This window comes from Janthinobacterium sp. (assembly GCF_009923995.1).
Taxonomy (GTDB): Bacteria; Pseudomonadota; Gammaproteobacteria; order Burkholderiales; family Burkholderiaceae_D; genus Janthinobacterium.
Genome location: NZ_RFSK01000008.1, coordinates 1 through 23,162 on the forward strand (window position 1 = coordinate 1; position 23,162 = coordinate 23,162).

Consider the following 23,162-nt stretch of genomic DNA (forward strand, 5'->3'; position numbering starts at 1 on the left):
ACTGGGCGGCGGCTCGCTGCTGAAATTCTGCCATCGCCACCTGCCCGATGCGCGCATCACCGTGCTGGAACTGCGCGCCGACGTGATTGCCCTGCGCGGCCAGTTCATGCTGCCGCCCGACGACGCGCGCCTGCGCATCATCGAGACGGACGCCGTCAGCTACATCCGCCAGCATCCGGGCTGCGCCGACGTGCTGCTGCTCGACGGCTACGACGAGACGGGCTTGCCGCCCGCCCTGGGCAGCGCGCGCTTCTATGCGGACTGCCTGCGCGCCCTGCTGCCCGGCGGCGTGCTCGTCGCCAACCTGTTCAGCTATGACGAGCACTACCCCGCCATGCTGGAGCGCCTGATGCTGACCTTCCGCGGCGCCGTGTGCAGCTTCGACGGCATCGCCGGCAACAACCGCATCATCTTCGCCGCCAAGCCGGAGCGGCGCGGCGACGGCCGTGCCATGCGCACCGTGCGCCTGGTGCGCTGGCGCCGCGCGGCCGGGCTGGCCTTCCTGAACCGCCTGCTGCCCGCATGGCAGCTATGGCGCCTGCGCCGCCTGTCCGGCGCCGCCCGCGGCTGACAGGCATTCTCCGTGGGCAACTATATTGTTGCTTATTAGCAGCCTCCTGGTGCAAAATCAGCATGATTGATATGATTTATGACAAACTACGGCCTGCGCGGGCCGGCAGGTGCGCCGAACGATGATATCCATGAAGTGAAATAGGAAACCCCATGTTGCGTGGCCGCCTGCCATTGTCGATTTCCGCCGCGGCCGCATTGACCCTTGCCTGCGGCGTCAGCGTGACGGCCGTGCTGTTCGCGGCCATCAGCCAGCTCGAATACGACAAGATGAGCCTGAGCCTGCAGCAGCGTGCCGGCGCCCGCGTGGCGGCCATCGAGCAGGGACTCGATGACGCGGTGGAAGTGCTGACCACCACCAACCAGCTGTTTGCCGCCGTCGTGCCCGTCACGCGCGCGCAGTTCCACGATTTCACCACGCCGCTGCTGCAGCGCCACCCCTTCATCCAGGCCTTCAATTTCCACCGCTTCGTGCCGCACGCGCAGCGCGCCGCCCTCGAAGCGGAACTGCGCAGCGTCGTGCCCGACTACGTCATGACGGAAATGCGCGACGGCGTCGTCGTGCCGGCGGCCACGCATGCCAGCTACCTGGTGGTTGACTACCTTGAGCCGCTGCAGGGCAACCGTCCCGCCTTCGGCCTGAACGTGCGCCCGGACGGCTTGCTGGCCGGCGCGCTGGAGCAGGCCATCGTCAGCGGCCAGACCACCGCCACCGGCCTGCTGGCCCTGGCGCAGGGACCGCAGCGGGGCTTCGTCATCCTGCGCCCCGTGTACCGCCACGGCCTGCCCTTGCAGACGGTGGCGCAGCGGCGCGCGGCGCTGGTGGGCGACACGGCCGCCATCATCCGCGCCAGCGAACTGGTGGAAAAAATCCTGGCCGGCGCCGACCTGCTGGGCGACCCGCAGCTGGAAGTGAGCGTGTATGCGGACGCGGGCGCCGATCCCCGCCAGCTGATCTTCCAGCACGGCCTGGCGGCGGGCAAACAGCCCGACAGCGTCTGGGAATCGCTGCCGCCGTGGCTGCAATTTGCCTACCACAGCCACTACAACCGGGCCTTTTCATCGGCTGGCCGGCCATGGCACGTGCGCGTGGTGGCCCATCCCCGCCCTTTCCTGGCCGATCACATGGGCTCGCTGTTCACCCTCATCGCCGGCTTGCTGTTCAGCTTACTGACGGCCGCCTTCGTGCAATCGCTGACGCAGCGCTCGCGCCGCGTGCAGCTGCTGGTGGAGCAGCGCACGGCCGACCTCAAGCGCAGCAATGAGCTGCTCAGCGCCGACGTGCGCGCGCGCCAGCGCACCGAGCGGGCGCTGCAGGAAAGCGAAAAGCGCTTCCGCCGCCTGCTGGCCCTGTCCTCGGACTGGTACTGGGAGCAGGACGTCAACTTCTGCTTCACCCACATCACCAGCGGCTTTACGGACAAGTCGAACATGCCGCTGGAACGCTTCATCGGCATGACGCGCTGGGACAACAACCCGGACATGCGCAACTCGCGCTGGGGCAAGCAGCATATCGCCAACCTGGAAGCGCACCTGCCCTTCGCCAACCTCGAATACGCGATGCACGACCGCGACGGCAAGCTGCGCTGGTTCAGCATCAATGGCGAGCCGCTGTTCAACGAGCTGGGCGAGTTCCGCGGCTACCGGGGCACGGGCTCGGAAATCACGGAACGCAAGCTGGCCGAGCAGCAGATCCAGCATATCGCCCACCATGACGTGCTGACGGGCCTGCCCAACCGCGCCCTGCTGCGCGACCGCCTGACGCAGGCCATGGCCCTGTCGCGCCGCAAGAACCGCGCCCTGTGGGTGCTGTTGATCGACCTCGACCGTTTCAAGTTCGTCAACGACAGCCTGGGCCACAAGGCGGGCGACCTGCTGCTGAAAACCATCGCCACGCGCCTGCAGGCCAGCCTGCGCGAAAGCGATACCGTGGCGCGCCTGTCGGGCGACGAATTCGTCGCCATCCTGTGCGAACAGGCCGATGAAACCCTCAGCGGCGCCATCGTGCAGCGCGTGATGGACGCCGTGGCCCAGCCGGTATTGCTCGACGGCAAGGAATTTTTCGTCACCTGCAGCATCGGCGTGGCCGTCTACGACATGTCGCGCTACGACGCCCCCGGCGACGTGACCCTGCACGGCGAGACGCAGAACCTGATCGAACAGGCGGACATCGCCATGTACTGCGCCAAGAAGCAGGGACGCAACAACATCAAGTTCTACACGACGGCCATGAACCAGGCTACCCTGGAGCGCCTGCGCATCGAAACGGCGCTGCGCAACGCGCTCGAACGGGAACAGTTCGTGCTGCATTACCAGCCGCAGGTGGACCTGGCCAGCGGCCGCATCGTCGGCGTGGAAGCGCTGCTGCGCTGGCAGCACCCGGACCTGGGCATGGTGGCGCCGCAGCGCTTCATCGCGCTGGCCGAGGATACGGGCCTGATCGTGCCGATCGGCGCCTGGGTCATGCGCCAGGCCTGCGCGCAGATGCAGGCCTGGCATGCGGCGGGACTGGGACCGCTGCGCCTGGCCGTAAACCTGTCGGCACGCCAGTTCAACGAACCGAACCTGGTGGCCTCGATCGCCGAGGTGCTGACCGCGACGGGCCTGGCGCCGGCCTGCCTGGAGCTGGAACTGACGGAAAGCCTGTTCATGCACGACGTGGCGCTGGCCGTCAGCCAGCTGCACGACATGAAGGCGCTGGGGGTGCAGCTGTCGATCGACGATTTCGGCACCGGCTATTCCAGCTTCGCCTACCTGCGCACCTTCCCCATCGACGTGCTGAAGATCGACCGCAGTTTCGTCGGCGACGTGGCGCGCGACGCGGACGATGCGGCCATTGTCGTTTCCATCATCGCGCTGGCGCACAATTTAAAGCTGCGCGTGGTGGCCGAGGGCGTGGAAACGGCGCAGCAGCTCGATTACCTGCGCCAGCATGGCTGCGACGAGGCGCAGGGTTATTATTTCAGCCACCCGCTGCCGGCGCAGGAAGTGGAGCTGCTGCTGGGCAGCGAAACCGTCACCGCCGCGTAGAGCGGACAAAAATAATCCCCAGCGCGTGGGGATTATTGGGGGGACGGCCTACAGCAAGGGCTTATTTCTTCGTGATGCTATCGGGCAAGGCGTAGGCGATGATGTAGTCGCCCACGTCAGGCGAATGGCTCATGCCGCCAGCCGAGATGACGACATACTGCTTGCCGGTCGCCGGCGACTTGTAGATCAGCGGCGCCGCGACGGCACCCACGGGCAGGCGCGCCTTCCACACCTCTTTCCCCGTGGCCGAATCGAGCGCCCGCAGATAGTAATCCTGCGTGCCGGCGAAGAAGACGAGGCCGGACGCCGTCGACGTCGGGCCGCCGAGAGTCGGCATGCCCAGCGGGATCGGCAAGTGCGTCTTGATGCCCAGCGGGCCCGTATCCTTGACCGTGCCCAGCGGCACCTGCCACACCAGTTTCTGCGTATTGAGGTCGATGGCGCTCATGCTGCCGAACGGCGGATTGTTGCACGGCACGCCCAGCGGCGACTGCATGATGTCGATCTTCACGCCGCCATAGATACCGGCCACTTGCGGACGGATGGTGCCCATGAAGCCCGGCACCTCGTCGGTCGAGACCTTGAACTTTTTCGTGTTTTCCTGCGTCACCAGGGACATGCGCAGCGGCATGCGCATGTCGTTGACAAACATCATGCCCGTGTTTTCATCGATGGAGATGCCGCCCCAGTTCATGCCGCCCAGCAGGCTTGGCCATTCGATGTACGGTTTTTCGCTCGGCGGCGTGAACGGCCCCACGTAGACGGAATCCTTGAACAGGATGCGGCAGTACAGCTGGTCGAAGGTGGTCATGCCCCACATGGATTTTTCCGTCAGGGGATCGGCGCCGATGACGGGCATGCCGACCGAATATGGCTGCGTGGGCGACAGGTGTTCGCCCTGCGCTGCCGGCGCGGTGGCCACGGCGCGCTCCTGCACTTCCGTAAACGGCTTGCCGGTGCGGCGGTCCAGCACGAAGATATGGCCCGTCTTGGTGGTCTGGATCAGCACGGGCGTCTTCTCGCCCTGGGCATTCTTCATATCGTACAGCACCGGCTGCGACGGCAGGTCATAGTCCCACACGTCGTGGTGCACCATCTGGTAGACCCATTTGGCCTTGCCCGTCGAGGCGTCGACGGCGACGATGGCCGTGCCGAATTTTTCCTTGACGGCGTTGCGGTCGCCGCCCCAGTAGTCGGGCGGGCCGTTGCCGGTCGGCAGGTACAGCAGGTTCAGGGCCTTGTCGTAGGTCGGCACGGTCCACACGTTCGGCGTTTCCAGGGCAAACTGGTGCTCCGGCGCCGTGGCATCGGCGCTCTCGGGCGCGCCCACGTCCCAGGCCCAGGCCAATTTACCCGTCAGCACGTCGAACGCGCGCACGGCGCCGGACGGCTCGCCGGCCACGATATCGCGCACCCAGCCGCCCACCACCGTCAGGTGGCCCATGACGACCGGCAGCGAGGTGGGGTGGTAGCGCTTGCTGTTTTCCGTCGGACCCATGCCTTTCTTCAGGTCGACGTAGCCCTTGTCGCCGAAATCCTGGCACAGGGCGCCCGTGTGCGCATCGAGGGCGAACAGGCGGGCATCGACGGACGACACGAGGATGCGCTGGCGGCATTGCGCCTGTGGCGCATACGAGGCCTTCACGGCCGCGCCCAGGCTGGCGTCCTGGTCGATGTCATGGTAGCCGACGCCGCGGCACGTCACGTGTTCCGCGCTCTTGGCGTGCGGGTCGAATTTCCACAGCGGCTTGCCCGTGTCGGCGTCCAGGGCCGTCACCAGGTTTTCCGGCGTGCACGAGTAGAGGACATTGCCAATTTGCAAAGGCGTGTTTTCGTCGACGCCGGCGCCGGCGCCCGTCGTGCGGCGGCCCGTCCGGTAAGTCCAGGCCACCTGCAAGTCCTTGACGTTGTCCGGCGTGATTTGCGAGTAGGGAGCAAAGCGGGTGCCCGAGGCGCTGCGGCCAAAGAATTCCCAGTTCTCAGGCGCGCCGTCTGCCGCCTGCGTGCCGGCAAGCGCGCCCGCCGTGGCGCCAGGGTTGGCGATCACGCCGTGCGGGAAGAACGCGGCGACGAGGGTGGCGAGCAAGGCCGCGAAGAGGCCGAATCCGCACCAGTTGGCCACGCGCTTCTGGCGCAGGGAACTGCCCGGCAAGGCGGCCCCCACCCACAGGCTGAACATCAGGATCACGGCCGGGACGACCACCCGCGGCAGCAGTTCCCAGTAGCTGAGCTGGCCGACCTCGTACAGGGCCCACGCGCAGGTGGCGACGAAGAAGACGACGGACAGCGTCGTGCCGCTGCGTTTTTTCAGGAAGAAGAGCACGGCCAGAAGCAGATAGGCGAGGCCGGCGATCAGGTAATAGCTTGACCCGCCCAGGGCCACCAGCTTGCCGCCGCCGTACACGAGCGCCAGCGCCACCAGCAGGACAACGAGGGAAAACAGTATCCTGCCCAGATTTGCCGCTGAAGAGTTCCCTGGTTTTGAATGAAGATCATTCATCATTTTATTTTGTACTCCGTTAGTCTATACACAGCCATCCGAGCCCTGTGCAACAGGCTCAAGGTGACAAGAGAGATAACGGCAGTGCCGGCATGATCGACTGTTTTTGTGGGATCAGCGGATCGGCGCGGCGCGTGGGAACGGCGCGTGGGTCCAGGAGAAGGAGCACAAAAAAACGGCTCGGGGTCGGGGAGTCGCTCATCATCGGATCAGCACCACCGTCATGCGCTCCATCGCCGTCGCTGCGGCGCCGGCGAACAAGCGCGTCGACGCCCGCGGCACGGCATGAAGCACGCCGTGCGGCACCATCGCGCCCGAGCCGGCGACTGCGCCGCCACGCGGGGGACATGACGCCCCGCGACGGCACAGTACGGTCGTCACTGTGTGGGTCCGATAAATGCTGTACGAATGAACACTATACTCCTGAACTATTCATTTGTATTTACGTAGTACTACCGGAAATGCGGGAAGCGCCGTGGCCGCGCCATGGCGCGGGCAACGCGGTCCGCGGTGCGCATGCGGCCGCCCGGACGGCAGGCGCGTGCCGATCCCGCAGACCCCCGCTGTCCGTCAGCCGGTGAAGACATAGCTGAAAGCCACCGCCATCGCGCACGGCTGCCCGCCGCAACGGCCCGGCGTATATTTGGCCAGCATGAGCATGGATGCCACCAGTTTCCCCACCTGGCTGCTCGGCATTTTCAGCAGCGCGACGCTTTGCGGCACGCCCTGCTCGTCGATGCTGACTATCGCAAGCACTTCGCCGAGCCGGTCCATCTGCCGGATCAGGTTGCTCAGGTTGCGTGACAGCTCGCCATGGCCGAGTGCCGGATAGGGCGGCACGTCATCCTCCTGCAGCAAGGGATAGGCGTGTTTCACCAGCCGCTGCTGATCCGGCGTCAGCGCGGCATAGGATTTTTCAGGCGGCACGAAATGGCCGGTTGCGGCCACCTCGGCCAGGTGCGATCCCACCGGCGGTTCCGCATGTTTCACCTGGTATTGCTGCGCCGATGATGGCGCGGCTTCTTTCCCTGTCAACAGGAAACTGCCGTTGAAACGGCCTTTCAGCACCTGTCCGTTGGGATACAGGATTTCCCCGTCGCCATCTGGCTTGCCGTGGTGCCACTGGCCCCTGTAGCTGCCGCCCAGTACGAATACCTTGGTACCGCTGCCTTCCGGTCCGCCTGCATGGTTCCCGCTGTCTTGCCAGCCGCCTTCGTAGCGGTCGCCACCGGGGGCGAAGAACTTGACATCGCCCACCACGCGGCCATGCTCGAAGGTCCCTGCCAGCTTGCCCTGGTCCGCAAACACGATGACGCCCGCGCCATGCAGCTGGCCATTGCGGTAGGTGCCGTCATGCAGGCTGCCGTCGGCCCATTGCGCGATGCCGGCGCCGTCCGGCATGCCCTTGTTCAGATTGCCCTCGTAGCGTTCCGTCTCCTTGCCGGCCTTGCTCCATTGCAAAGCGCCGGGACCGCTGGCATAGCCATCCTTGCAAGCGCCGTTCCAGTCGGGCGTATGCCCTGCCACCCGGGGAGGCTGGACGACGCGGCAGCCCTCCTTGCCCGCATAGACGGGCTCGGCAGCACCGGCGAATCCGCTGCACAGCAGCACAACGAGGGCAAGGTATGTTTTCATGCGATATCCGAATAGTTAAAATTACAACCTTAACATTCTTCCTTCGAGGAAATATACGTGCTTTGTCACACGGCGAACGTTACAGCTTCTGCTGCAGGAATTCGAGGAAACAGCTGATGCGCTGCGCCAGCTGCGTGTTGCGGTAATACACGGCGTGGATCTGCTGGCGGTAGCCCGTATAGAACGGCTGCAGCACCTGCACCAGGCGGCCCGCGGCGATGTCGTCCCTCGTCATGAAGTCGGACAGGCAGACGATGCCCTGGTCGTGCAGGGCCAGCTGGCGCAGGGTTTCGCCGCTGGAGGCGGCCAGCGCGGGCACGATCTGCAGGCTGTTGCCCGCCTCGTGGCGCAGCGGCCAGTTGTTGCCCAGTTCGTACTGCGCAAAGCCCAGCAGCGCGTGGCCGGACAGCTCTTCCGGCGTGGCGGGCGTGCCATGGCGCGCCAGGTAGGCGGGCGTGGCCAGCACGTGCAGGGGGCTGGCACTGAGGGCGCGCGCATGCAGGGTCGAGTCGACCAGGGCGCCGATGCGGATGGCGATATCCGTGCGGTGCTCGAGCAGGTCGGCGATCTGGTCGTTGCTGGTCAGCTCCAGGCGGATCTCCGGGTACATGGCGCGAAATTCCGCCACGTGGGGCACCACGCAGTGCAGCATGAAGGGCGAGGCGGCGTCGACGGACAGGCGGCCGGCCGGTTTCTGGCGGCGGATGCGGATCGACTCCTCCACGTCTTCCATCGAGGCGAGGATGGCGCGCGCCTTGTCCAGGAACAGCTGCCCCTCTTCCGTCAGCTCCATGCGCCGCGTGGTGCGCGTCAGCAGCGAGGTGGCCAGCTTGTCTTCCAGGCGCGACAGGGCGCGGCTCACGCCCGAGGTGGTTTGTCCCAGGTGCACGGCGGCGGCGCTCAGGGTGCCGCTGTCGATGACGGTGACGAAGATTTTCAGGTCGTCCGAATTGATGTCCATTGATGCCTTATTCTTGCTTTTGCTTCACATATCGCGCCATTATAATGGATTGAAAGCAACAGTGAAGGGAGCAGCCAACGTCAGGCAACGTAGAACAAAATGGCGACAAAGTGGCAGCAACTGCCGGCCAGCACGAACAGGTGCCAGATGCCGTGGCCATGGCGCAGCTTGTGGTCGGTGGCATAAAAGACGATGCCACCCGTGTAGCACAGGCCGCCCGCCACCAGCCACAGGAAACCGTTCCATTCCAGCGCCGCCAGCAGGGGCTTGAGGCCGATGACGATGAGCCAGCCCATGGCCACGTAGATCACCAGCGACAGAATGCGCGCGCCCCTGGCGTAGACGTATTCCTGCACGATGCCGATGACGGCCAGGCCCCAGACGACGCCGAACAGCGACCAGCCCCACGGCCCGCGCAGGGTCACCAGCATGAAGGGCGTGTAGGTGCCCGCGATGAGCAGGTAGATGGCGCAATGGTCGAGCCGCTGCAGCACAGCCTTGGCCTTGCCGCGCACGCTGTGGTAGAGGGTGGATGTGAGATACAAGGTCAGCAGCATGGCCGCGTAGACGCTGCAGCTGACGATCTTCCATGGGTCGCCCGTGCGGGCCGCCACGACGATCAGGAGGACGCCGCCGATGGCCGCCAGTGCGGCGCCCACCGTATGGGAAATGCTGTTGAACCGTTCACCGTGATACATGCACCACCGCCCGCCGCGTTAAAGACAGGCTCATCGTACACGCTTGGGGGAATGGTGGTGGTGCGCATGCACCGAACGTATTGATACGCAGCAAAGTTCCGGGGTCAGACCCGACGGGACTCGGCGTCCCCGTCTGACCCCGGTTCTTGCTTTGGGGCGTCAATCAATCAACTTCCGCCTTCTTGCGCGCGGGACGGCGGGCCGGCGTCTTGCGCGGCGCCTTGGCCGGCTTGTCGTCGGCGACGGGGGCGACTTCCGCCGCGACCGCTTCGACCACCACGGGCGCCGCTTCCACAACGGCTTCCGCCGCCTTCCTGGCCGGCTTTTTCGCTGCGGCCGCCTTGCGGGCCGGCGTGCGCGGCTTGGCCTTCGGCTTCGCTTCGGCCGTCGCTTCGACTACAGCTTCGACTACCGCTGCGATTACCGGCTCAGGCTCGGGCTCGCTTGCCGGGACAGGCGCAGGCACGGCTTCGACCACCGGCGCTGCCTCGACGGCCTCGGCGCGCGCGTCGCGGGCGCCATCATTCTTGCGTCCGCCACGGCCATTGCGGCGCGCACCGCGCTTGGCATTGCCCTCGTCTGCTGCCGCTTCGACTGCCGCCTCGGCCACTTCATGCAGCACTTCCGGCTGCGGTGCCGGCGCATACTGTTCCACGGCGACCGTTTCCGCGTCGGCCACGGGCACGAAGGCCTGCGGCGCGTCGTTGCGGCGATGCTCGTTCTGCTTGCGGCCGCCACGGCCGTTGCGGCGCGAATCGCGGCGGCTGCCGCCTTCGCGATTGCCCTCTTCCGCCGTCACGACGGCTTCGCCGCTGGCGACGGCGTCGCTGGCCACTTCCCCGCTCACGGGCGCAGCCACGGGCACCAGGCCGCTGCTGCGGTAGACATAGGCGCCCGATTTTTCATCGCGGCCAAATTCCAGCAAGCCGCGCGTCTGCGCTTCTTCCAGCAGGTTGCCGAAGGTGCGGAAACCGTAGTACGACTCGCTGAAGTCGGGCTTGCGGCGCTTGATTGCTTCCTTCAGCATCGAAGCCCAGATCTTGCCGCTGTCGCCGCGCTCGGAGACCAGCGCGTCGAAGGTCTCGACGGCCATCTCGATCGCTTCCGTCTTGCGCGACTCGTATTTTTCCTTGCGGCGCACTTCTTCGTCCGGCGACCGCTTGGCCACCGGCGTGTCGCGCGCATCGCGCTTGGCGGCCGTGCGGCGGCTTTCGCGCACCAGGTCGTCGTAGAAGATGAATTCGTCGCAGTTGGCCACCAGCAGGTCGGAAGTGGACTGCTTGACGCCCACGCCGATCACCTGCTTGGCGTTTTCGCGCAGTTTCGACACCAGCGGCGAGAAGTCGGAGTCGCCGCTGATGATGACGAAGGTGTTGACGTGCGCCTTGGTGTAGCACAGGTCGAGCGCATCGACGACGAGGCGGATGTCGGCCGAATTCTTGCCCGACTGGCGCACGTGGGGAATTTCGATCAGCTCGAAGTTCGCTTCGTGCATGGTGCCCTTGAAGCTTTTATAGCGGTCCCAGTCGCAATACGCCTTCTTGACGACGATGCTGCCCTTGAGCAGCAGGCGTTCGAGGATAGGCTTGATATCGAATTTTTCGTAATTTGCATCTCGCACGCCGAGCGCGACGTTTTCAAAGTCGCAAAACACGGCCATGCTGAGGTTTTCTGGGGATGACGCCATAAGGGTGAATTCTCGCTGGATGATAAGGGCGGACGGGAAGCGCAAGGCCTCCCTTTTCCCCTAGTATATTCGCCCGCCGCCCGTTTCGGCGACAACTATCGTGCGCGGGGGCTTATTCCGCCCCGCCGGCGGCGCCCGCGCTGCCGCTGCCCATGCCGCTGTCCCCAGGCCAGACCACGCTTTCATCGACCAAATACAGGCGGCACGGCGCGCTGCTGCCGCGCTGGCACGACGCCAGCGCCCGCACGTCGGGGCTTTCGCCCTCTTCCGCCCAGCCCCAGGCGCCGCTGGCCGACACGGCAAAGGCGCGCGGCGTGGCCTTGCCGAGGAAGCTGCGGTAGGCGGCGCGCCCCTGCTCGGCCAGGTAAGGCACGGCGGCGATGTCGCCCTGCAGGGCAAAATGCGTGTCGGGCGGCGGCAGCGGGTCGGCCACGCGGTAGACCTGGCGCACCGGCATGCCGATTTTCTCCAGGAAGCGCTCGGTGGCGGGCAGCCAGACGGCCACGCCATCGCGGCTGCCCAGGGTCAGGTGGGCATCGCGCTTGAATGTTCCGTAGGCGTACAGTTCCCCCTTGCCGCCCGACCCCGCAAACGAGTGGAACAGGCGCTGCACCAGCGGCGGCGCGAAATATGCGTCATTCGCGCCATACAGCCACAGGCTGGGGATGCGGCTGTAGGCGCCAAACGTGGCAAAGGCCTTGGCCAGGGCCGATGGCCAGTCGCAGCCCGGCGCATCGACGCGCAGGCCGCCGGCGAAATTGAGCACGCCGCGCACGCCCGGCTCCGCCCGCGTGGCCAGCGCCAGCGCCGCCATGCCGCCGTACGACTGGCCGGCCACGACGATATGATCCGCATCGACCCAGTCCTGGCGCCGCGCATAGGCCAGCGCATCGAGCACGTCGCGGGCCTGGCCCTGGGCATTGGCCAGCATGTCGCAGCCGAAATCGCGGTAGGTGCCCGTGGAGCGGGCAAATCCTGTGCGCATAGGCAACATCACGGCATAGCCACGGCGCACGAACTCGGTCGCCATGTAAATGAAGCGCTCGCGCTGCTGCAGCCTGGCCGGCCCGGCCTGCTTGCCGTGATTCATCAAGAGCAAGGGAAACGGCCCGGGGCCGCTGGGGCGAAAGAGCGTCGTTTCCAGCACTTCGCGCATGCCGTCGCCGGCCGGCACCATGATGATTTGCTCGTTCAGGCGTGCGTCGAGCGGCAGTTGCACAAGCTGGGCCGGCGCGGGAAGGCAAAACGAGCCCAGCAGCAAAGCGGGCAACAACAGGCGGGCAAGGCAGGAAATGGCGGACTCCGGGGATGATTTCCCAGCCAGTCTAGGCAGTGCCATGCAGCAGGACAATATTAAAAAGTTACGACACGTCACTATTTTTTGAGGAAGCGGCCGGCAGCCCCGCAGGTGGGAAAATTGTTGCCTTGCACCAACCACTTCTCCTGCGCATCGGAGTAGACTGGCGGCATACAGAAGGAGTTGTCATGTCCATATCCGCCCTTACCACCGGCACGTCGGGCCTGGTCGCCAACCAGCGCGCCCTGGATGTGGCCGCCAACAACGTCGCGAATGCGAATACGCCGGGCTTCCAGCCGCAGCAGGCCGATTTCCAGGAAGCCAGTCCGGCCGGCACGGGTGTCACCCTCTCCGTCGAGGGGCGCAAGCTGGCCGCCAGCGAGAGCGTCAGCGGCGCCAATGCGACTGCCGCCAAGGCGGCCGAAAGCCGGCCGAACGGCGTGGGCCTCGCCTCCGAACTGACGGATAACCTCGTCTACAAGGCGGGCTTCAACCTGTCGGCGAACGTCGTCAAGGCGGCCGACCAGGCGCTGGGCAGCCTGATCGACGTCAAGACCTGACTAGTGCGGCTATCGGCAAGATAGTCTAGCGCTGCATTGCCTGCGCCAGCGGCGCCATGGCCGGCGTGATCAAGGCCAGCAGCCGTGCGGCGGGAATGCCGTCGCGCGCCTGCACCGACAGGCCATGCAGCAGCGCCGCATAGTAGTCGCCCAGCGCCTGCACGTCCGCCTCCTCTTTCAACTCCCCCGCCAGCTGCGCCGCGCGCAGGCGCTCGATGACGGCCTGCGTGCGCGCGCGGCGATGCTGCGCCAGCCAGTCGGCGATGCCGGCGTTTTCCGCGCTCGTGTTCGTGGCGGCCGTCACCACCATGCAGCCTTGCGGCTGGCCGCTGCGCGTATATAGCAGCACGGCTTCCTCCAGCATGCGCGCCACGGCGTCGCGCACGTTCAGGCTGGCGGCCAGCGCATGCACGGCAAAGGCGCCCTCGCCCGTTTCATACAATTCCACGGCTTCGCGGAACAGCTGCTCCTTCGAGCCGAACGCCGCATAGATGCGCGCCGAGGCGATGCCCAGCGCCGCCACCAGGTCAGCCATCGATACGCCTTCGTAGCCGCGCGTCCAGAACGCATCGCGCGCCTTTTCCAGCGCCAGCGCACGGTCAAATTCCCTCGGTCTTCCTGCCATTTTCATCCTCTGCTTGCAAACTGGCGGCCAGTATAACGCCTGCACGCCATGGCGCGTCCCGCATTTATTTTGCATCACGGCCTTGACCGCGCTGAAAATTTCGCCTATTCTTTGTCGATCGACAAACAATAGGAGCCGATATGAAAACCATCCAAGGACCAAGCCTGCACCTGGCACAATTCGCCGCCGATACGGCGCCCTTCAACACCCTGCCCGCCATCGCCGAGTGGGCGGCCGGCATGGGCTTCAAGGCCCTGCAGATTCCCGCCTGGGATGCGCGCCTGTTCGACGTGGCGCAAGCGGCGCACAGCCAGCAATACTGCGACGACCTGGTCGCCATGCTGGCGGGCCATGGCCTCGTCATCAGCGAACTGACGACGCACATCCTCGGCCAGCTGGTGGCCGTGCACCCGGCCTACGACGCGCTGTGCGACAGCTTCGCCCCGGCCCACCTGCAAGGTCAGCCGGCCGCGCGCACCGAGTGGGCCATCGAACAGGTGAAACTGGCGGCCATGGCCTCGAAACGCCTGGGCCTGACGGACATGGGCACGTTCTCCGGCTCGTTCGCCTGGCCTTACCTGTTCCCGTTCCCGCAGCGCCCGCCCGGCCTGATCGAGGCGGCCTTCGACGAACTGGCGCGCCGCTGGCTGCCCATCCTCGACGTGTGCGAGGAACAGGGCGTCAATCTGTGCTACGAAATCCACCCCAGCGAAGACCTGCATGACGGCATCAGCTTCGAGATGTTCCACGAGCGCGTGGGCCGCCACCCGCGCTGCAAGATGCTGTTCGATCCCAGCCACTTCGTGCTGCAGCAGCTGAACTACCTGGAATTCATCGACATCTACAAGGACCATATCCGCATGTTCCATGTGAAGGATGCCGAGTTCAATCCCACGGGACGGCAAGGCATCTACGGCGGCTACCAGTCGTGGGAAAACCGCGCCGGGCGTTTCCGTTCGCTGGGCGATGGCCAGGTCGACTTCAAGGCCATCTTCTCGAAGATGGCGCAGAACGACTACGCGGGCTGGGCCACGCTGGAATGGGAATGCTGCCTGAAGGACCAGGAGGTGGGCGCGCGCGAAGGCGTGGCGTTCATCAACGCCCACATCATTCCCGTGACCGACAAGATCTTCGACGACTTCGCCGGCGCCCCCGTCAGCGCGCAGCAGATCAATACCCTGCTCGGCATCACGCACGACTAATCAACGAATTAACTGTATCAATACAAGGACTTGCCATGCATCAGAATGACAACAGCTACACCCACGACTACGTGCGCATCGACGGCCAGCGCCTGCATTGCGTCATCGCCGGCGAAGGCAAACCCGTGCTGCTGATCCCCGGCTGGCCGCAGACCTGGTACGCGTGGCGCCATGTGATGGCGGCGCTGGCGGCCCAGGGCTACCAGGCCATCGCCATCGATCCGCCCGGCAGCGGCCACTCGGAACGCCCGGCCGGCGGCTACGACACGGGCGCCGTTGCCGCCACCCTGCACCGCGCCATGCTGGCCCTGGGCCATGCGCAGTACGACGTCGTCGGCCACGACATCGGCATGTGGGTCGGCTATGCGCTGGCCAGCGACTTCCCGCAGGCAGTGACGAAACTGGCGCTGACGGAAGCCGTGATTCCAGGCCTGGCACCGGCGCCGCCGATTTTTGTCGCGCCATCGGACAACATCTTCCTGTGGCACTTCATGTTCAACCAGGTGCTCGATCTGCCGGAAATGCTCACGGCGGGCAAGGAGCGCGAATACATCCGCTTCATCCTGGACCGCTGGTCCTACCGCCGCGACAAGGTGGCCGTCGACGTGTATGCGGATGCCTACGCCACGCCGGGCGCGCTGCGCGCCGGTTTCGCCTACTACCGGGCCATTCCCGAAACCATCCGGCAAAACCTCGAGCGCGCCAAGCGCAGCCTGGCCATGCCCGTGCTGGCCATCGGCGCCGACCACGCGACGAATGACGCGCCGCTGCTGACCATGCAGGGCAAGGCGAGGAACCTGCAAGGCGCCATCGTCGCCGAATGCGGCCACTTCATCATGGAAGAACAGCCGGAAGCGTTCATCGCCCACCTGCTGCCCTTCCTGGCGGGAGAGCCGGCATGAGCCTCGATCCGCTGATCGCCGCCTGGCTGGAACAGACAAGGGATGCGCCGCCGCCCGCCTCGCTGGCGGACCTGCGCGCCGCCACGGAAACGGGCCTGCGCCAGCTGCACGGGCCACTGGAAGAGGTCGCGTCGGTGCGCGACTACATCGTGCCGGGCGAGCATCCGCTCACCGTGCGCGCCTACGTGCCGGCCGGCGCGGATGCGGGCCAGCTCCTGCCGGCCATCGTCTTCGCCCATGGCGGCGGCTGGTGCCTGTGTTCTCTGGACCTGTACGACAACCCATGCCGCGCACTGGCCAATGCCACCGGCAGCGTGATCTTTTCCGTCGACTACCGGCTGGCGCCCGAGCACAAGTTCCCCGTGCCGCTGGAGGACTTTTACCGGGCCCTGTGCTGGGTCGCGGACAAGGCACCGGCGCTGGGCATCGACGCGAAGCGCCTGGCCGTGGGCGGCGACAGCGCGGGCGGCAATCTGGCGGCGGCGGCAGCACTGATGGCGCGCGACCAGGCCGGTCCCGCCCTGGCGCACCAGCTGCTGCTGTACCCGGCCCTGGATTTTGCCTTCGACACGGCATCCTACCAGCGCTATGCGGAAGGCCATTCGCTGACGCGGGAAGCCATGCGCTTTTGCTGGTCGGCCTACCTGAACGACCCGGCCGACGGCGCGAACGCCCATGCGGCGCCCATGCGGGCAGGCTCGCTGAAGGATCTGCCGCCGGCCACCGTGCTGGTATGCGAGTACGACCCGCTGCATGACGAGGGCGTGGCATATGCGCAGCGCCTGCGCGACGATGGCGTGGCGGCGCAATGCGTGCGGCTCGACGGCATGATCCATGCGTCCATCCACATGCTGGGATTGGCACCAAAGGCGCGCGGCCTGTTCGACGTGGCCGGCCCCGCCATGCGCACGGCGCTGGCGGCATAAAAAAACGCGCCGGGGATGGCTCCACGGCGCGTTTTTTGTCCATCAGCTGCGCGTCACTCCACCAGCTTGCGCACCTCGATGCCATTCAGCCACTTCACGTGGCGCGGACCCGTGCGGATATCCTTCGCCGAGATCAGCGCGATCTCGCCATCGTTCTCGTCGAGGGCCTTGCCGTTTTTCTCGTAGTAGACGATCACGCCCTCGCCAGCCGGCGCGTTATACAGCTCGCCCCAGGAAAACACCACGGCATAGCCATCGGTGGCCGTGGCGATGATGGCAAGCTTCTTGACGTCGTTGTGGCCCGGCGCGTCGAGCACCGCCTTGTCGAGGATGTCGCGCAGGCGCACGCCGCGATAGCTGGTGATGGTTTCGGCCTTGTCGCCGTTCTGGCGCGTGACGGCGATCTCCCCGCCGTTGGCCGGCGGCAACTGGCGCAGGTCGGCCACCTTCAAGGTCAACGGCGTCTCCACCACGCCCGTCACGGCGAGCGCGTGGCTCATGTTGTCGCGCGCCGGCGGGGGAGCGGCCGACCACGCGGGTGCCGCGGCCAGCAGCGAAGCGGCCGTGCAGGCTGCGAATAGTGTCTTGATCATGCCATGTCCTCTCTTTCAATAAAAGTCAAAAAATCAGAACTGGACCTGCGCATTGGCCAGCCACGTGCGTCCCGCGCTGGGGAAACCGTCGGCCAGCGCGTAGTTGCGGTCAGCCAGGTTGCTCACGCCCGCTTCCAGGCTCAGGGACGGCATGGGGCGGTACACGGCTTTCAGGTTCACGGTGGTAAAGCCGCCCAGCTCCAGCGTGTTCGAGACCCAGCGGCCGCTGTTCGTCTCGGCGATGGCCACCACGTCGAACTGGCGCGCCGCGTGCAGCACGGCGTGCGCCGTCAGCTTGTGGCGCGGCACGTCCGTCAGGCGGATGGCGCGGTCGCTGACGTTTTTCATGTCCGTGTAGGTGTAGTTGCCGCCGAAGTCCAGCCAGGCGCCGGCGCTGCCGCGCGCGCCCAGTTCCACGCCGCTAATGTGCGCCCTGCCCGCGTTCTGCATCTGCGCGCGCACGCCCGCCACATTCGCCACGCTCTGTATCTTGTCCTTCACGTCGCTGTAGAACAGGGCGGCGTCCAGCGCCAGTCCGCGCACGCGGGCCTGGTAGCCCACTTCATAGTTGAGCGCCTCCTCGGCGCGCAGGGACGGGTTTTCGATATACGTGCCCAGGCGCTGCGAATAGCGGTCCTTCAGGGTCGGCAGGCGCGACTTGCGCGCCACGGTGGCGTACACCTTCGCTTCGGGACTCATCGTGTGGAACACACCCGCCTGCAGGTCGGTGGCCGCCTGATTGCCCGGCAAGGTGTAGGCATTGCCGGAGCTGTAGACGGTATCCGGGCGCAGTTCGTTGCGCGACACCCCCAGCGACAGTTCCGTCGCTCCGCTCAGGGCGATGCTGTCTTCGGCACCCAGCGTCCACAGGGCATCCTTGTACCAGGTGGTGCGCACGCCCTTGGCGTCGAGTTCCTGGTGTTCGTCGGCCTTGTAGCTGGCAACGAAGCGCAGGCTGTGCGCGGCCAGGCGGAACGACTCGAGTTCCACCGCCCCGCCATTCGTGCGGTCGTTGTAGATGCTGCGCCCGCCGCTGACGCTGCCCTGGCCGCTGGTCTTCAGGGTCGTGTAGCTGCCGTTCGTGTACGAGGTGATTTCATTGTCGTAGCTGTCGTGGTACAGGCGCAGTTTCAGGCGTTCCACTTCGCCCAGGCGCGTCTGCGAGACGAAATACACGCTTTCCTTGTTCCAGTACGGCCATTGCCAGTAGCGCGCGCCGACGGGATTGGTCGACGGCGGCTGGCCCTTTTCGCCATGCTGCTTGTAGTAGCTGAGCGCATATTCGTCGCCCGCCCGTGCGCCGTCGGGCGTCAGGCCCACCTTGAACGACAGTTTATGGTCCTTGCGATACGCGTTGTTGCGCATGCCGCCGTCTTCCGTGGCCGTCGCGCGCAAGTCGGACGACAGGGGAAAGCCGTCGCTGTCGATGTACGACACGCCCGCCTGCAGATACCATAGGCCCTGGTTGGTGCCCACGTTGGCCGACGCCTGGCGCTCGCTGCCAGAGCCGAAGCCGATGGAAGTGTCGCCTTCCAGGCGCGCCACGGGTTTGCGCGACACCAGGTTGATGGCGCCGCCCAGGGTATTGGCGCCATAGGCCACGGAACTGAAACCCTTGGCCACCTGGATGGCCGCCAGGTCGGCTGTCGTGAAGCGGTTGAAATCGACGTAGCCGTCATACGGCACGTAGACGGGAATGCCGTCGATGTACAGGGGCACCTGGCGCGCATCGAAGCCGCGGATGGCCACGGTCTTCTCGTTGCGCGAATTGGTCGACAGCGACACGCCGGACAGCAAATTGAGGGCGTCACCCACGTTGTCGCGGTTGAAGCGGCGCATCTCGGCGCGGCTCACCTGCGTGCCCACCTGCGGTTCCGCCTGGCCTGCCTGCTCGCGCTGGCCGATCACCGTGATCGTGCCCAGCACGAACGGCGCAGCCGCCTCCGCGTCCTCCCGGCTCCCTGTTTGCTGCGCATGCGCCATCTGCGCCAGCGCCAGCATCACGGCGCCTGCCATTACCTGTTTCAACATCGTCTAGATCTTTCCACTCTCGTTGTATATCGTCTTATATAGCGATATTCAGAAAAGCGGCCACCCGTGCGGCGGCCGTCACCCAACAGCGCAATATACAGACGTATATAGCGATGCTCAAGCGACAAGGCCGAAAGTGCGCGCGCAAGTCAATTTTTCCCGCATTTTTCCCGCATCGCAGCATTTCGCTGTGCGAACGAATGTTTCACAAAACGATTGACAGCCGGATGAGGGCTAGGCAAACTGATTTCCAGGGAGCCTGAAAATGAATGCAAATATGACAAATATTCAAGCCGCAGCGGATCCGGAACTCATCGTCTTCAGCGACGACGAGGAAGGCAAGGACCGCCAGTTCGTCAACGCGCTGGCGCGGGGCCTGGAAGTGCTGCGCTGCTTCCGTCCCGGCGAAGTGTTCCTGTCGAACGCCGACATGGCCAAGCGCACGGCCATCCCGAAACCGACCATCTCCCGCCTGACCTATACCCTCACGAAACTGGGCTACCTGAATTACTCGGACAGCCTGGGCAAGTATCAGCTGGGCGCCGGCGTGCTGGCCCTGGGCTACCGCATGCTGTCGAACCTGGACGTGCGCAAGATGGCGCGCCCCCTGATGGAAGAACTGGCCGAGCATGCGCAGGCCTCCGTCTCGCTGGGCACGCGCGACCGCCTCAGCATGGTCTACGTGGAGACGTGCCGCAGCAGCGCCAACGTCACCCTGCGCCTCGACGTCGGCTCGCGCATCCCCCTGATGACGACGGCCATGGGCAAGGCCCTGCTGTGCATCCTGCCGCAGGCCGAGCGCGACTACCTGATGGACCATGCGCGCGTGCACGAGACGGAGCGCTGGCCGCGCATCAAGGCCGGCATCGAGCAAGGCTTCAAGGATTACCAGGACCGGGGCTTTTGCATCTCGGCCGGCGAATGGCAGAACGACGTACATGCCGTGGGCGTGCCCATGCTGGGTGCCGATGGCGAACAGGTGATGGCCTTCAATTGCGGCGGCCCCGCCTTCCTGCTGTCGCGCGAAAAACTCGAAACCGACCTGGGACCGCGCCTGGTGGCCCTCGTCAAGACAGTGGAAAAAAACCTGGGCCGCGGGTAGACTGCGCGCCCCCTCTCAATCACAGCTCCAATCACAGCGCCAAGGAATCAATCCGATGATACGCGACGAAGAAACCCTGAACATCCTGCTCGACAGCATTGCCCGCTTCGTGCGCGACGTGCTGGTGCCGAACGAGGCGCTGGTGGCCGAAACGGACACCATCCCGCCCGCCATCGTGGCGCAGATGCGCGAACTGGGCTTGTTCGGCCTGTCCATCCCGGAAGCCTACGGCGGCCTGGAACTGAGCATGGAAGAGGAAGTGCGCGTGGCCTTTGAAATCGCCCGCACCTCGCCCGCCTTCCGCTCGCTGATCGGCACGAACAACGGCATCGGCTCGCAAGGCATCGTCATCGACGGCACGGAAGCGCAAAAGCAGTACTACCTGCCCAAGCTGGCGGCGGGCGAGATCATCGGCTCGTTCGCGCTGACGGAAGCCGGTTCCGGCTCCGACGCGGCCTCCCTGCGCACGACGGCCGTGCGCGACGGCGACTTCTATATCCTCAACGGCAGCAAGCGCTACATCACCAATGCGCCCGAAGCGAGCATCTTCACCGTCATGGCCCGCACGGACCCCGTCAAGCGGGGCGCCTCGGCCATTTCCGCCTTCATCGTGGAAAAGGACACGCCCGGCCTCTCGCTGGGAAAAATCGATAAAAAGATGGGCCAGCAAGGGGCGCACACCTGCGACGTCATCTTCGAAAATTGCCGGGTCCCGGCCGCGAACCTCATCGGCGGCAAGGAAGGCGTGGGCTTCAAGACGGCCATGAAGGTGCTCGACAAAGGCCGCCTGCACATCGCCGCCGTCTGCGTGGGCGCGGCCGAACGCATGCTGGCCGACGCCCTGGCCTACGCCATGGAGCGCCAGCAGTTCGGCCAACCCATCGCGGAATTCCAGCTGATCCAGGCCATGCTGGCCGACAGCAAGGCGGAAATCTACGCGGCGCGCAGCATGGTGCTCGACGCCGCGCGCCGGCGCGACAACAAGGAAGACATTTCGACGGAAGCGTCGTGCTGCAAGCTGTTCGCCTCCGAAATGTGCGGCCGCGTGGCCGACCGCTCCGTGCAGATCCACGGCGGCGCCGGCTACATCAGCGAATACGCGGCCGAGCGCTTCTACCGCGACGTGCGCCTGTTCCGCATCTACGAAGGCACGACGCAGATCCAGCAGATCGTCATCGCCCGCAACATGATCAAGGCAGCGCAAAAGTGAAGGAGGCCGCGATGGACATTCCCGCCCTGCTGGCCGGCTTGCCGGCGCGCCTGTCGGCCATTCCCGCCCACTGGGCCGCGCGCACGCCCCACGCGCCGGCGCTGCATGAAAACGGCCGCAGCTGGACCTACGCCCAGCTGCAGCACGGTGTGGAAAATGCGGCACGGCTGCTGCGCGAGCTGGACGTGCGCGCCGGCGACCGCCTGATGGTGGTGGGCGAGAATGGCGCGCTGCAGGTGGCGCTGATCTTCGCGGCCGCCAGCATCGACGCCTGGATCGTCAACGTCAATGCCCGCCTGTCGGCGCGCGAGATCGACACCATCGCCGGGCATTCCAGCGCCCGGCGCGTGCTGTTCCTGGCCGGCGCTTCGCCGGAAGCGGCCGCGCACGCCGCACGTCTGGGCGCGGCCAGCGCCGTCACCGTCGAAGGCATGGGCGAGCTGCTGGCGGGCGAATTGAACGACGCTGCCATCGCGGAAGCCTGCGTCCCCGGCAACGAGCAGGTGGCCGCGCTGATCTACACGACGGGCACCACGGGTCAGTCCAAGGGCGTGATGCTGACGCACCGCAACCTGCTGTTCATCGCCGCCGTCTCCAGCACCTTGCGGGGCTTGACGCGCAGCGACCGCGCCTATGGCGTGCTGCCCATTTCGCACGTATATGGCCTCGCTTCCGTGGCCCTGGGTACCCTGTATGCGGGCGCCGCCCTGTACCTGGTGCCGCGCTTTTCCGTCGACGGCCTGCTCTCGGCCCTGAAGGACGACGAGCTGACCATCGTGCAGGGCGTGCCCGCCATGTACGCCAAGCTGCTGCAAACGCTGGGCGGCGCCGATACGCCGCTGCCCACGCGGCTGCGCTTTGCGTATGCGGGCGGCTCGCCGCTGGCGCCGTCGCTCAAGCACGACGTGGAAAAGCTGCTGGGCACCGCGCTGCACAATGGCTACGGCATGACGGAAAGCGCGCCCACCATCAGCCAGACGCGCCTGGAAGCGCCGCGCATGGACGATTCCGTCGGCACGCCGATTCCCGGCGTGGAAGTGCGCGTCGTCAGCCTCGACGGCGTCGACGTGGCGCCGGGCGAGGCGGGCGAACTGTGGATACGCGGGCCGAACGTCATGGCCGGCTACTACCGCGAACCGGCCATGACGGCGGCCACCATGCGCGACGGCGGCTGGCTCAACACGGGCGACATGGCGCGCCAGGAGCGCGATGGCGCCCTGTTCATCGTGGGACGCACCAAGGAACTGATCATCCGCTCCGGCTTCAATGTGTATCCGCTGGAAGTGGAAACGGCCCTGAACGCCCACCCGTCCGTGGTGCAGTCGGCCGTCGTGGGGCGCAGCCTGGCCGACGGCAACGAAGACGTCATCGCCTACGTCGAAATCGACCAGCGCCAGCCCGCCACGGTGGAAGCCCTGCAAGCCTGGCTGGCGCACACCCTGTCGCCCTACAAATGTCCGTCGGCCATCATCGTCATGGAAGCCCTGCCGGCGGCGGCCACCGGCAAGATATTAAAAGGACAACTGCGGCAGATGGCCCAGGAAAGGCAGTAAATTCAGCATTGCAGTTGGTTTCAAGAGACCCGACAATAAAACCCACGCGGGCAGCTTCGCCGGCGCCGATCCTGGCGCCG

At 65.8% G+C, this 23,162-nt stretch carries 18 protein-coding genes; 9 read left to right on the top strand and 9 right to left on the bottom strand.

What is annotated here, in order from left to right; all coding sequences use genetic code 11:
- Both EBS11_RS05960 and EBS11_RS05965 read left to right on the top strand, forming a co-directional pair.
- Positions 1–571, top strand: a 571-nt coding sequence (locus EBS11_RS05960) for a transferase spermidine synthase (RefSeq protein WP_290601279.1), incomplete at its 5' end; no start/stop codon positions are given.
- 152 nt (positions 572–723) lie between these two features.
- A complete protein-coding gene (locus EBS11_RS05965; protein WP_290601281.1) occupies positions 724–3,600 on the top strand; it encodes an EAL domain-containing protein in 2,877 nt (958 codons plus the stop codon).
- Positions 3,601–3,661: 61 nt separating this feature from the next.
- On the opposite strand, the gene EBS11_RS05970 is transcribed toward EBS11_RS05965, so the two are convergent.
- The 6 genes from EBS11_RS05970 to EBS11_RS05995 form a co-directional block, all read right to left on the bottom strand.
- Entirely contained in the window at positions 3,662–6,103 is a 2,442-nt protein-coding gene (locus tag EBS11_RS05970; RefSeq protein ID WP_290601283.1) for a membrane-bound PQQ-dependent dehydrogenase, glucose/quinate/shikimate family, read from the bottom strand.
- A gap of 567 nt (positions 6,104–6,670) precedes the next feature.
- Positions 6,671–7,735, bottom strand: a complete 1,065-nt coding sequence (locus tag EBS11_RS05975) for a hypothetical protein (protein WP_290601284.1) — start codon at positions 7,733–7,735, stop codon at positions 6,671–6,673.
- Between the two features lie 79 nt (positions 7,736–7,814).
- Positions 7,815–8,696 carry a LysR family transcriptional regulator gene (locus EBS11_RS05980; RefSeq protein ID WP_290601286.1) on the bottom strand — a complete coding sequence of 294 codons (882 nt, stop codon included), beginning with the start codon at positions 8,694–8,696 and terminating at the stop codon, positions 7,815–7,817.
- Between the two features lie 80 nt (positions 8,697–8,776).
- Positions 8,777–9,394: a hemolysin III family protein gene (locus EBS11_RS05985; RefSeq protein WP_290601287.1), complete on the bottom strand. Its 618-nt coding sequence runs from the start codon at positions 9,392–9,394 to the stop codon at positions 8,777–8,779.
- A gap of 163 nt (positions 9,395–9,557) precedes the next feature.
- On the bottom strand, positions 9,558–11,081 hold the full coding sequence (locus EBS11_RS05990; protein WP_290601289.1) for an NYN domain-containing protein: 1,524 nt from the start codon (positions 11,079–11,081) through the stop codon (positions 9,558–9,560).
- A 112-nt stretch (positions 11,082–11,193) separates the two neighbouring features.
- Positions 11,194–12,300, bottom strand: a complete 1,107-nt coding sequence (locus tag EBS11_RS05995; protein ID WP_290601290.1) for a CocE/NonD family hydrolase — start codon at positions 12,298–12,300, stop codon at positions 11,194–11,196.
- A 266-nt stretch (positions 12,301–12,566) separates the two neighbouring features.
- Between EBS11_RS05995 and EBS11_RS06000 the strand changes: the two genes are divergently transcribed.
- Complete coding sequence (locus EBS11_RS06000) at positions 12,567–12,938, top strand: flagellar basal body protein (protein ID WP_290601292.1); 372 nt, start codon at positions 12,567–12,569, stop codon at positions 12,936–12,938.
- 25 nt (positions 12,939–12,963) lie between these two features.
- Here the strand turns inward: EBS11_RS06000 and EBS11_RS06005 are convergent, their stop codons facing one another.
- Complete coding sequence (locus EBS11_RS06005) at positions 12,964–13,563, bottom strand: TetR/AcrR family transcriptional regulator (RefSeq protein ID WP_290601293.1); 600 nt, start codon at positions 13,561–13,563, stop codon at positions 12,964–12,966.
- A 140-nt stretch (positions 13,564–13,703) separates the two neighbouring features.
- On the opposite strand from EBS11_RS06005, the gene EBS11_RS06010 reads away from it, so the two are divergent.
- Genes EBS11_RS06010 through EBS11_RS06020 form a run of 3 tightly spaced genes read left to right on the top strand, consistent with a single transcriptional unit; the run spans position 13,704 to position 16,593 of the window.
- Positions 13,704–14,765 (top strand): sugar phosphate isomerase/epimerase, encoded by a 1,062-nt coding sequence (locus tag EBS11_RS06010; RefSeq protein ID WP_290601294.1) that lies wholly within the window; start codon positions 13,704–13,706, stop codon positions 14,763–14,765.
- A 35-nt stretch (positions 14,766–14,800) separates the two neighbouring features.
- Positions 14,801–15,667, top strand: coding sequence for an alpha/beta hydrolase (locus tag EBS11_RS06015; protein ID WP_290601296.1), 867 nt, complete (start codon positions 14,801–14,803; stop codon positions 15,665–15,667).
- Positions 15,664–16,593, top strand: coding sequence for an alpha/beta hydrolase (locus tag EBS11_RS06020; protein ID WP_290601298.1), 930 nt, complete (start codon positions 15,664–15,666; stop codon positions 16,591–16,593). Before EBS11_RS06015 ends, EBS11_RS06020 begins: the two co-directional genes overlap by 4 nt.
- 53 nt (positions 16,594–16,646) lie before the next feature.
- Here the strand turns inward: EBS11_RS06020 and EBS11_RS06025 are convergent, their stop codons facing one another.
- Positions 16,647–17,186, bottom strand: coding sequence for a molybdopterin-dependent oxidoreductase (locus EBS11_RS06025; protein WP_290601300.1), 540 nt, complete (start codon positions 17,184–17,186; stop codon positions 16,647–16,649).
- A gap of 33 nt (positions 17,187–17,219) precedes the next feature.
- Positions 17,220–19,217, bottom strand: coding sequence for a TonB-dependent receptor (locus EBS11_RS06030; protein WP_290601302.1), 1,998 nt, complete (start codon positions 19,215–19,217; stop codon positions 17,220–17,222).
- Between the two features lie 277 nt (positions 19,218–19,494).
- Here EBS11_RS06030 and EBS11_RS06035 point away from each other — a divergent pair, with 277 nt between their 5' ends.
- From EBS11_RS06035 to EBS11_RS06045, 3 genes are read left to right on the top strand one after another with little or no spacing between them, the layout of a single operon-like run.
- Positions 19,495–20,319 (top strand): IclR family transcriptional regulator, encoded by an 825-nt coding sequence (locus tag EBS11_RS06035; RefSeq protein ID WP_290601304.1) that lies wholly within the window; start codon positions 19,495–19,497, stop codon positions 20,317–20,319.
- 55 nt (positions 20,320–20,374) lie between these two features.
- Positions 20,375–21,529 (top strand): acyl-CoA dehydrogenase family protein, encoded by a 1,155-nt coding sequence (locus EBS11_RS06040; protein ID WP_290601306.1) that lies wholly within the window; start codon positions 20,375–20,377, stop codon positions 21,527–21,529.
- An 11-nt stretch (positions 21,530–21,540) separates the two neighbouring features.
- A complete protein-coding gene (locus EBS11_RS06045) occupies positions 21,541–23,082 on the top strand; it encodes an AMP-binding protein (RefSeq protein WP_290601307.1) in 1,542 nt (513 codons plus the stop codon).
- The last annotated feature ends 80 nt before the right edge of the window (positions 23,083–23,162 follow it).

What these genes read in the sequence shown, in the direction of transcription:
- EBS11_RS05970 (WP_290601283.1), bottom strand. Translation starts at nt 6,103, where the DNA reads ATGATGAATGATCTTCATTCAAAACCAGGGAACTCTTCAGCGGCAAAT.
- EBS11_RS06000 (WP_290601292.1), top strand. Translation starts at nt 12,567, where the DNA reads ATGTCCATATCCGCCCTTACCACCGGCACGTCGGGCCTGGTCGCCAAC.
- EBS11_RS06030 (WP_290601302.1), bottom strand. Translation starts at nt 19,217, where the DNA reads ATGTTGAAACAGGTAATGGCAGGCGCCGTGATGCTGGCGCTGGCGCAG.
- EBS11_RS06045 (WP_290601307.1), top strand. Translation starts at nt 21,541, where the DNA reads ATGGACATTCCCGCCCTGCTGGCCGGCTTGCCGGCGCGCCTGTCGGCC.
- EBS11_RS05990 (WP_290601289.1), bottom strand. Translation starts at nt 11,081, where the DNA reads ATGGCGTCATCCCCAGAAAACCTCAGCATGGCCGTGTTTTGCGACTTT.
- EBS11_RS05965 (WP_290601281.1), top strand. Translation starts at nt 724, where the DNA reads ATGTTGCGTGGCCGCCTGCCATTGTCGATTTCCGCCGCGGCCGCATTG.
- EBS11_RS06040 (WP_290601306.1), top strand. Translation starts at nt 20,375, where the DNA reads ATGATACGCGACGAAGAAACCCTGAACATCCTGCTCGACAGCATTGCC.
- EBS11_RS06035 (WP_290601304.1), top strand. Translation starts at nt 19,495, where the DNA reads ATGACAAATATTCAAGCCGCAGCGGATCCGGAACTCATCGTCTTCAGC.
- EBS11_RS06010 (WP_290601294.1), top strand. Translation starts at nt 13,704, where the DNA reads ATGAAAACCATCCAAGGACCAAGCCTGCACCTGGCACAATTCGCCGCC.
- EBS11_RS06020 (WP_290601298.1), top strand. Translation starts at nt 15,664, where the DNA reads ATGAGCCTCGATCCGCTGATCGCCGCCTGGCTGGAACAGACAAGGGAT.
- EBS11_RS06005 (WP_290601293.1), bottom strand. Translation starts at nt 13,563, where the DNA reads ATGGCAGGAAGACCGAGGGAATTTGACCGTGCGCTGGCGCTGGAAAAG.
- EBS11_RS06025 (WP_290601300.1), bottom strand. Translation starts at nt 17,186, where the DNA reads ATGATCAAGACACTATTCGCAGCCTGCACGGCCGCTTCGCTGCTGGCC.
- EBS11_RS06015 (WP_290601296.1), top strand. Translation starts at nt 14,801, where the DNA reads ATGCATCAGAATGACAACAGCTACACCCACGACTACGTGCGCATCGAC.
- EBS11_RS05980 (WP_290601286.1), bottom strand. Translation starts at nt 8,696, where the DNA reads ATGGACATCAATTCGGACGACCTGAAAATCTTCGTCACCGTCATCGAC.
- EBS11_RS05985 (WP_290601287.1), bottom strand. Translation starts at nt 9,394, where the DNA reads ATGTATCACGGTGAACGGTTCAACAGCATTTCCCATACGGTGGGCGCC.
- EBS11_RS05975 (WP_290601284.1), bottom strand. Translation starts at nt 7,735, where the DNA reads ATGAAAACATACCTTGCCCTCGTTGTGCTGCTGTGCAGCGGATTCGCC.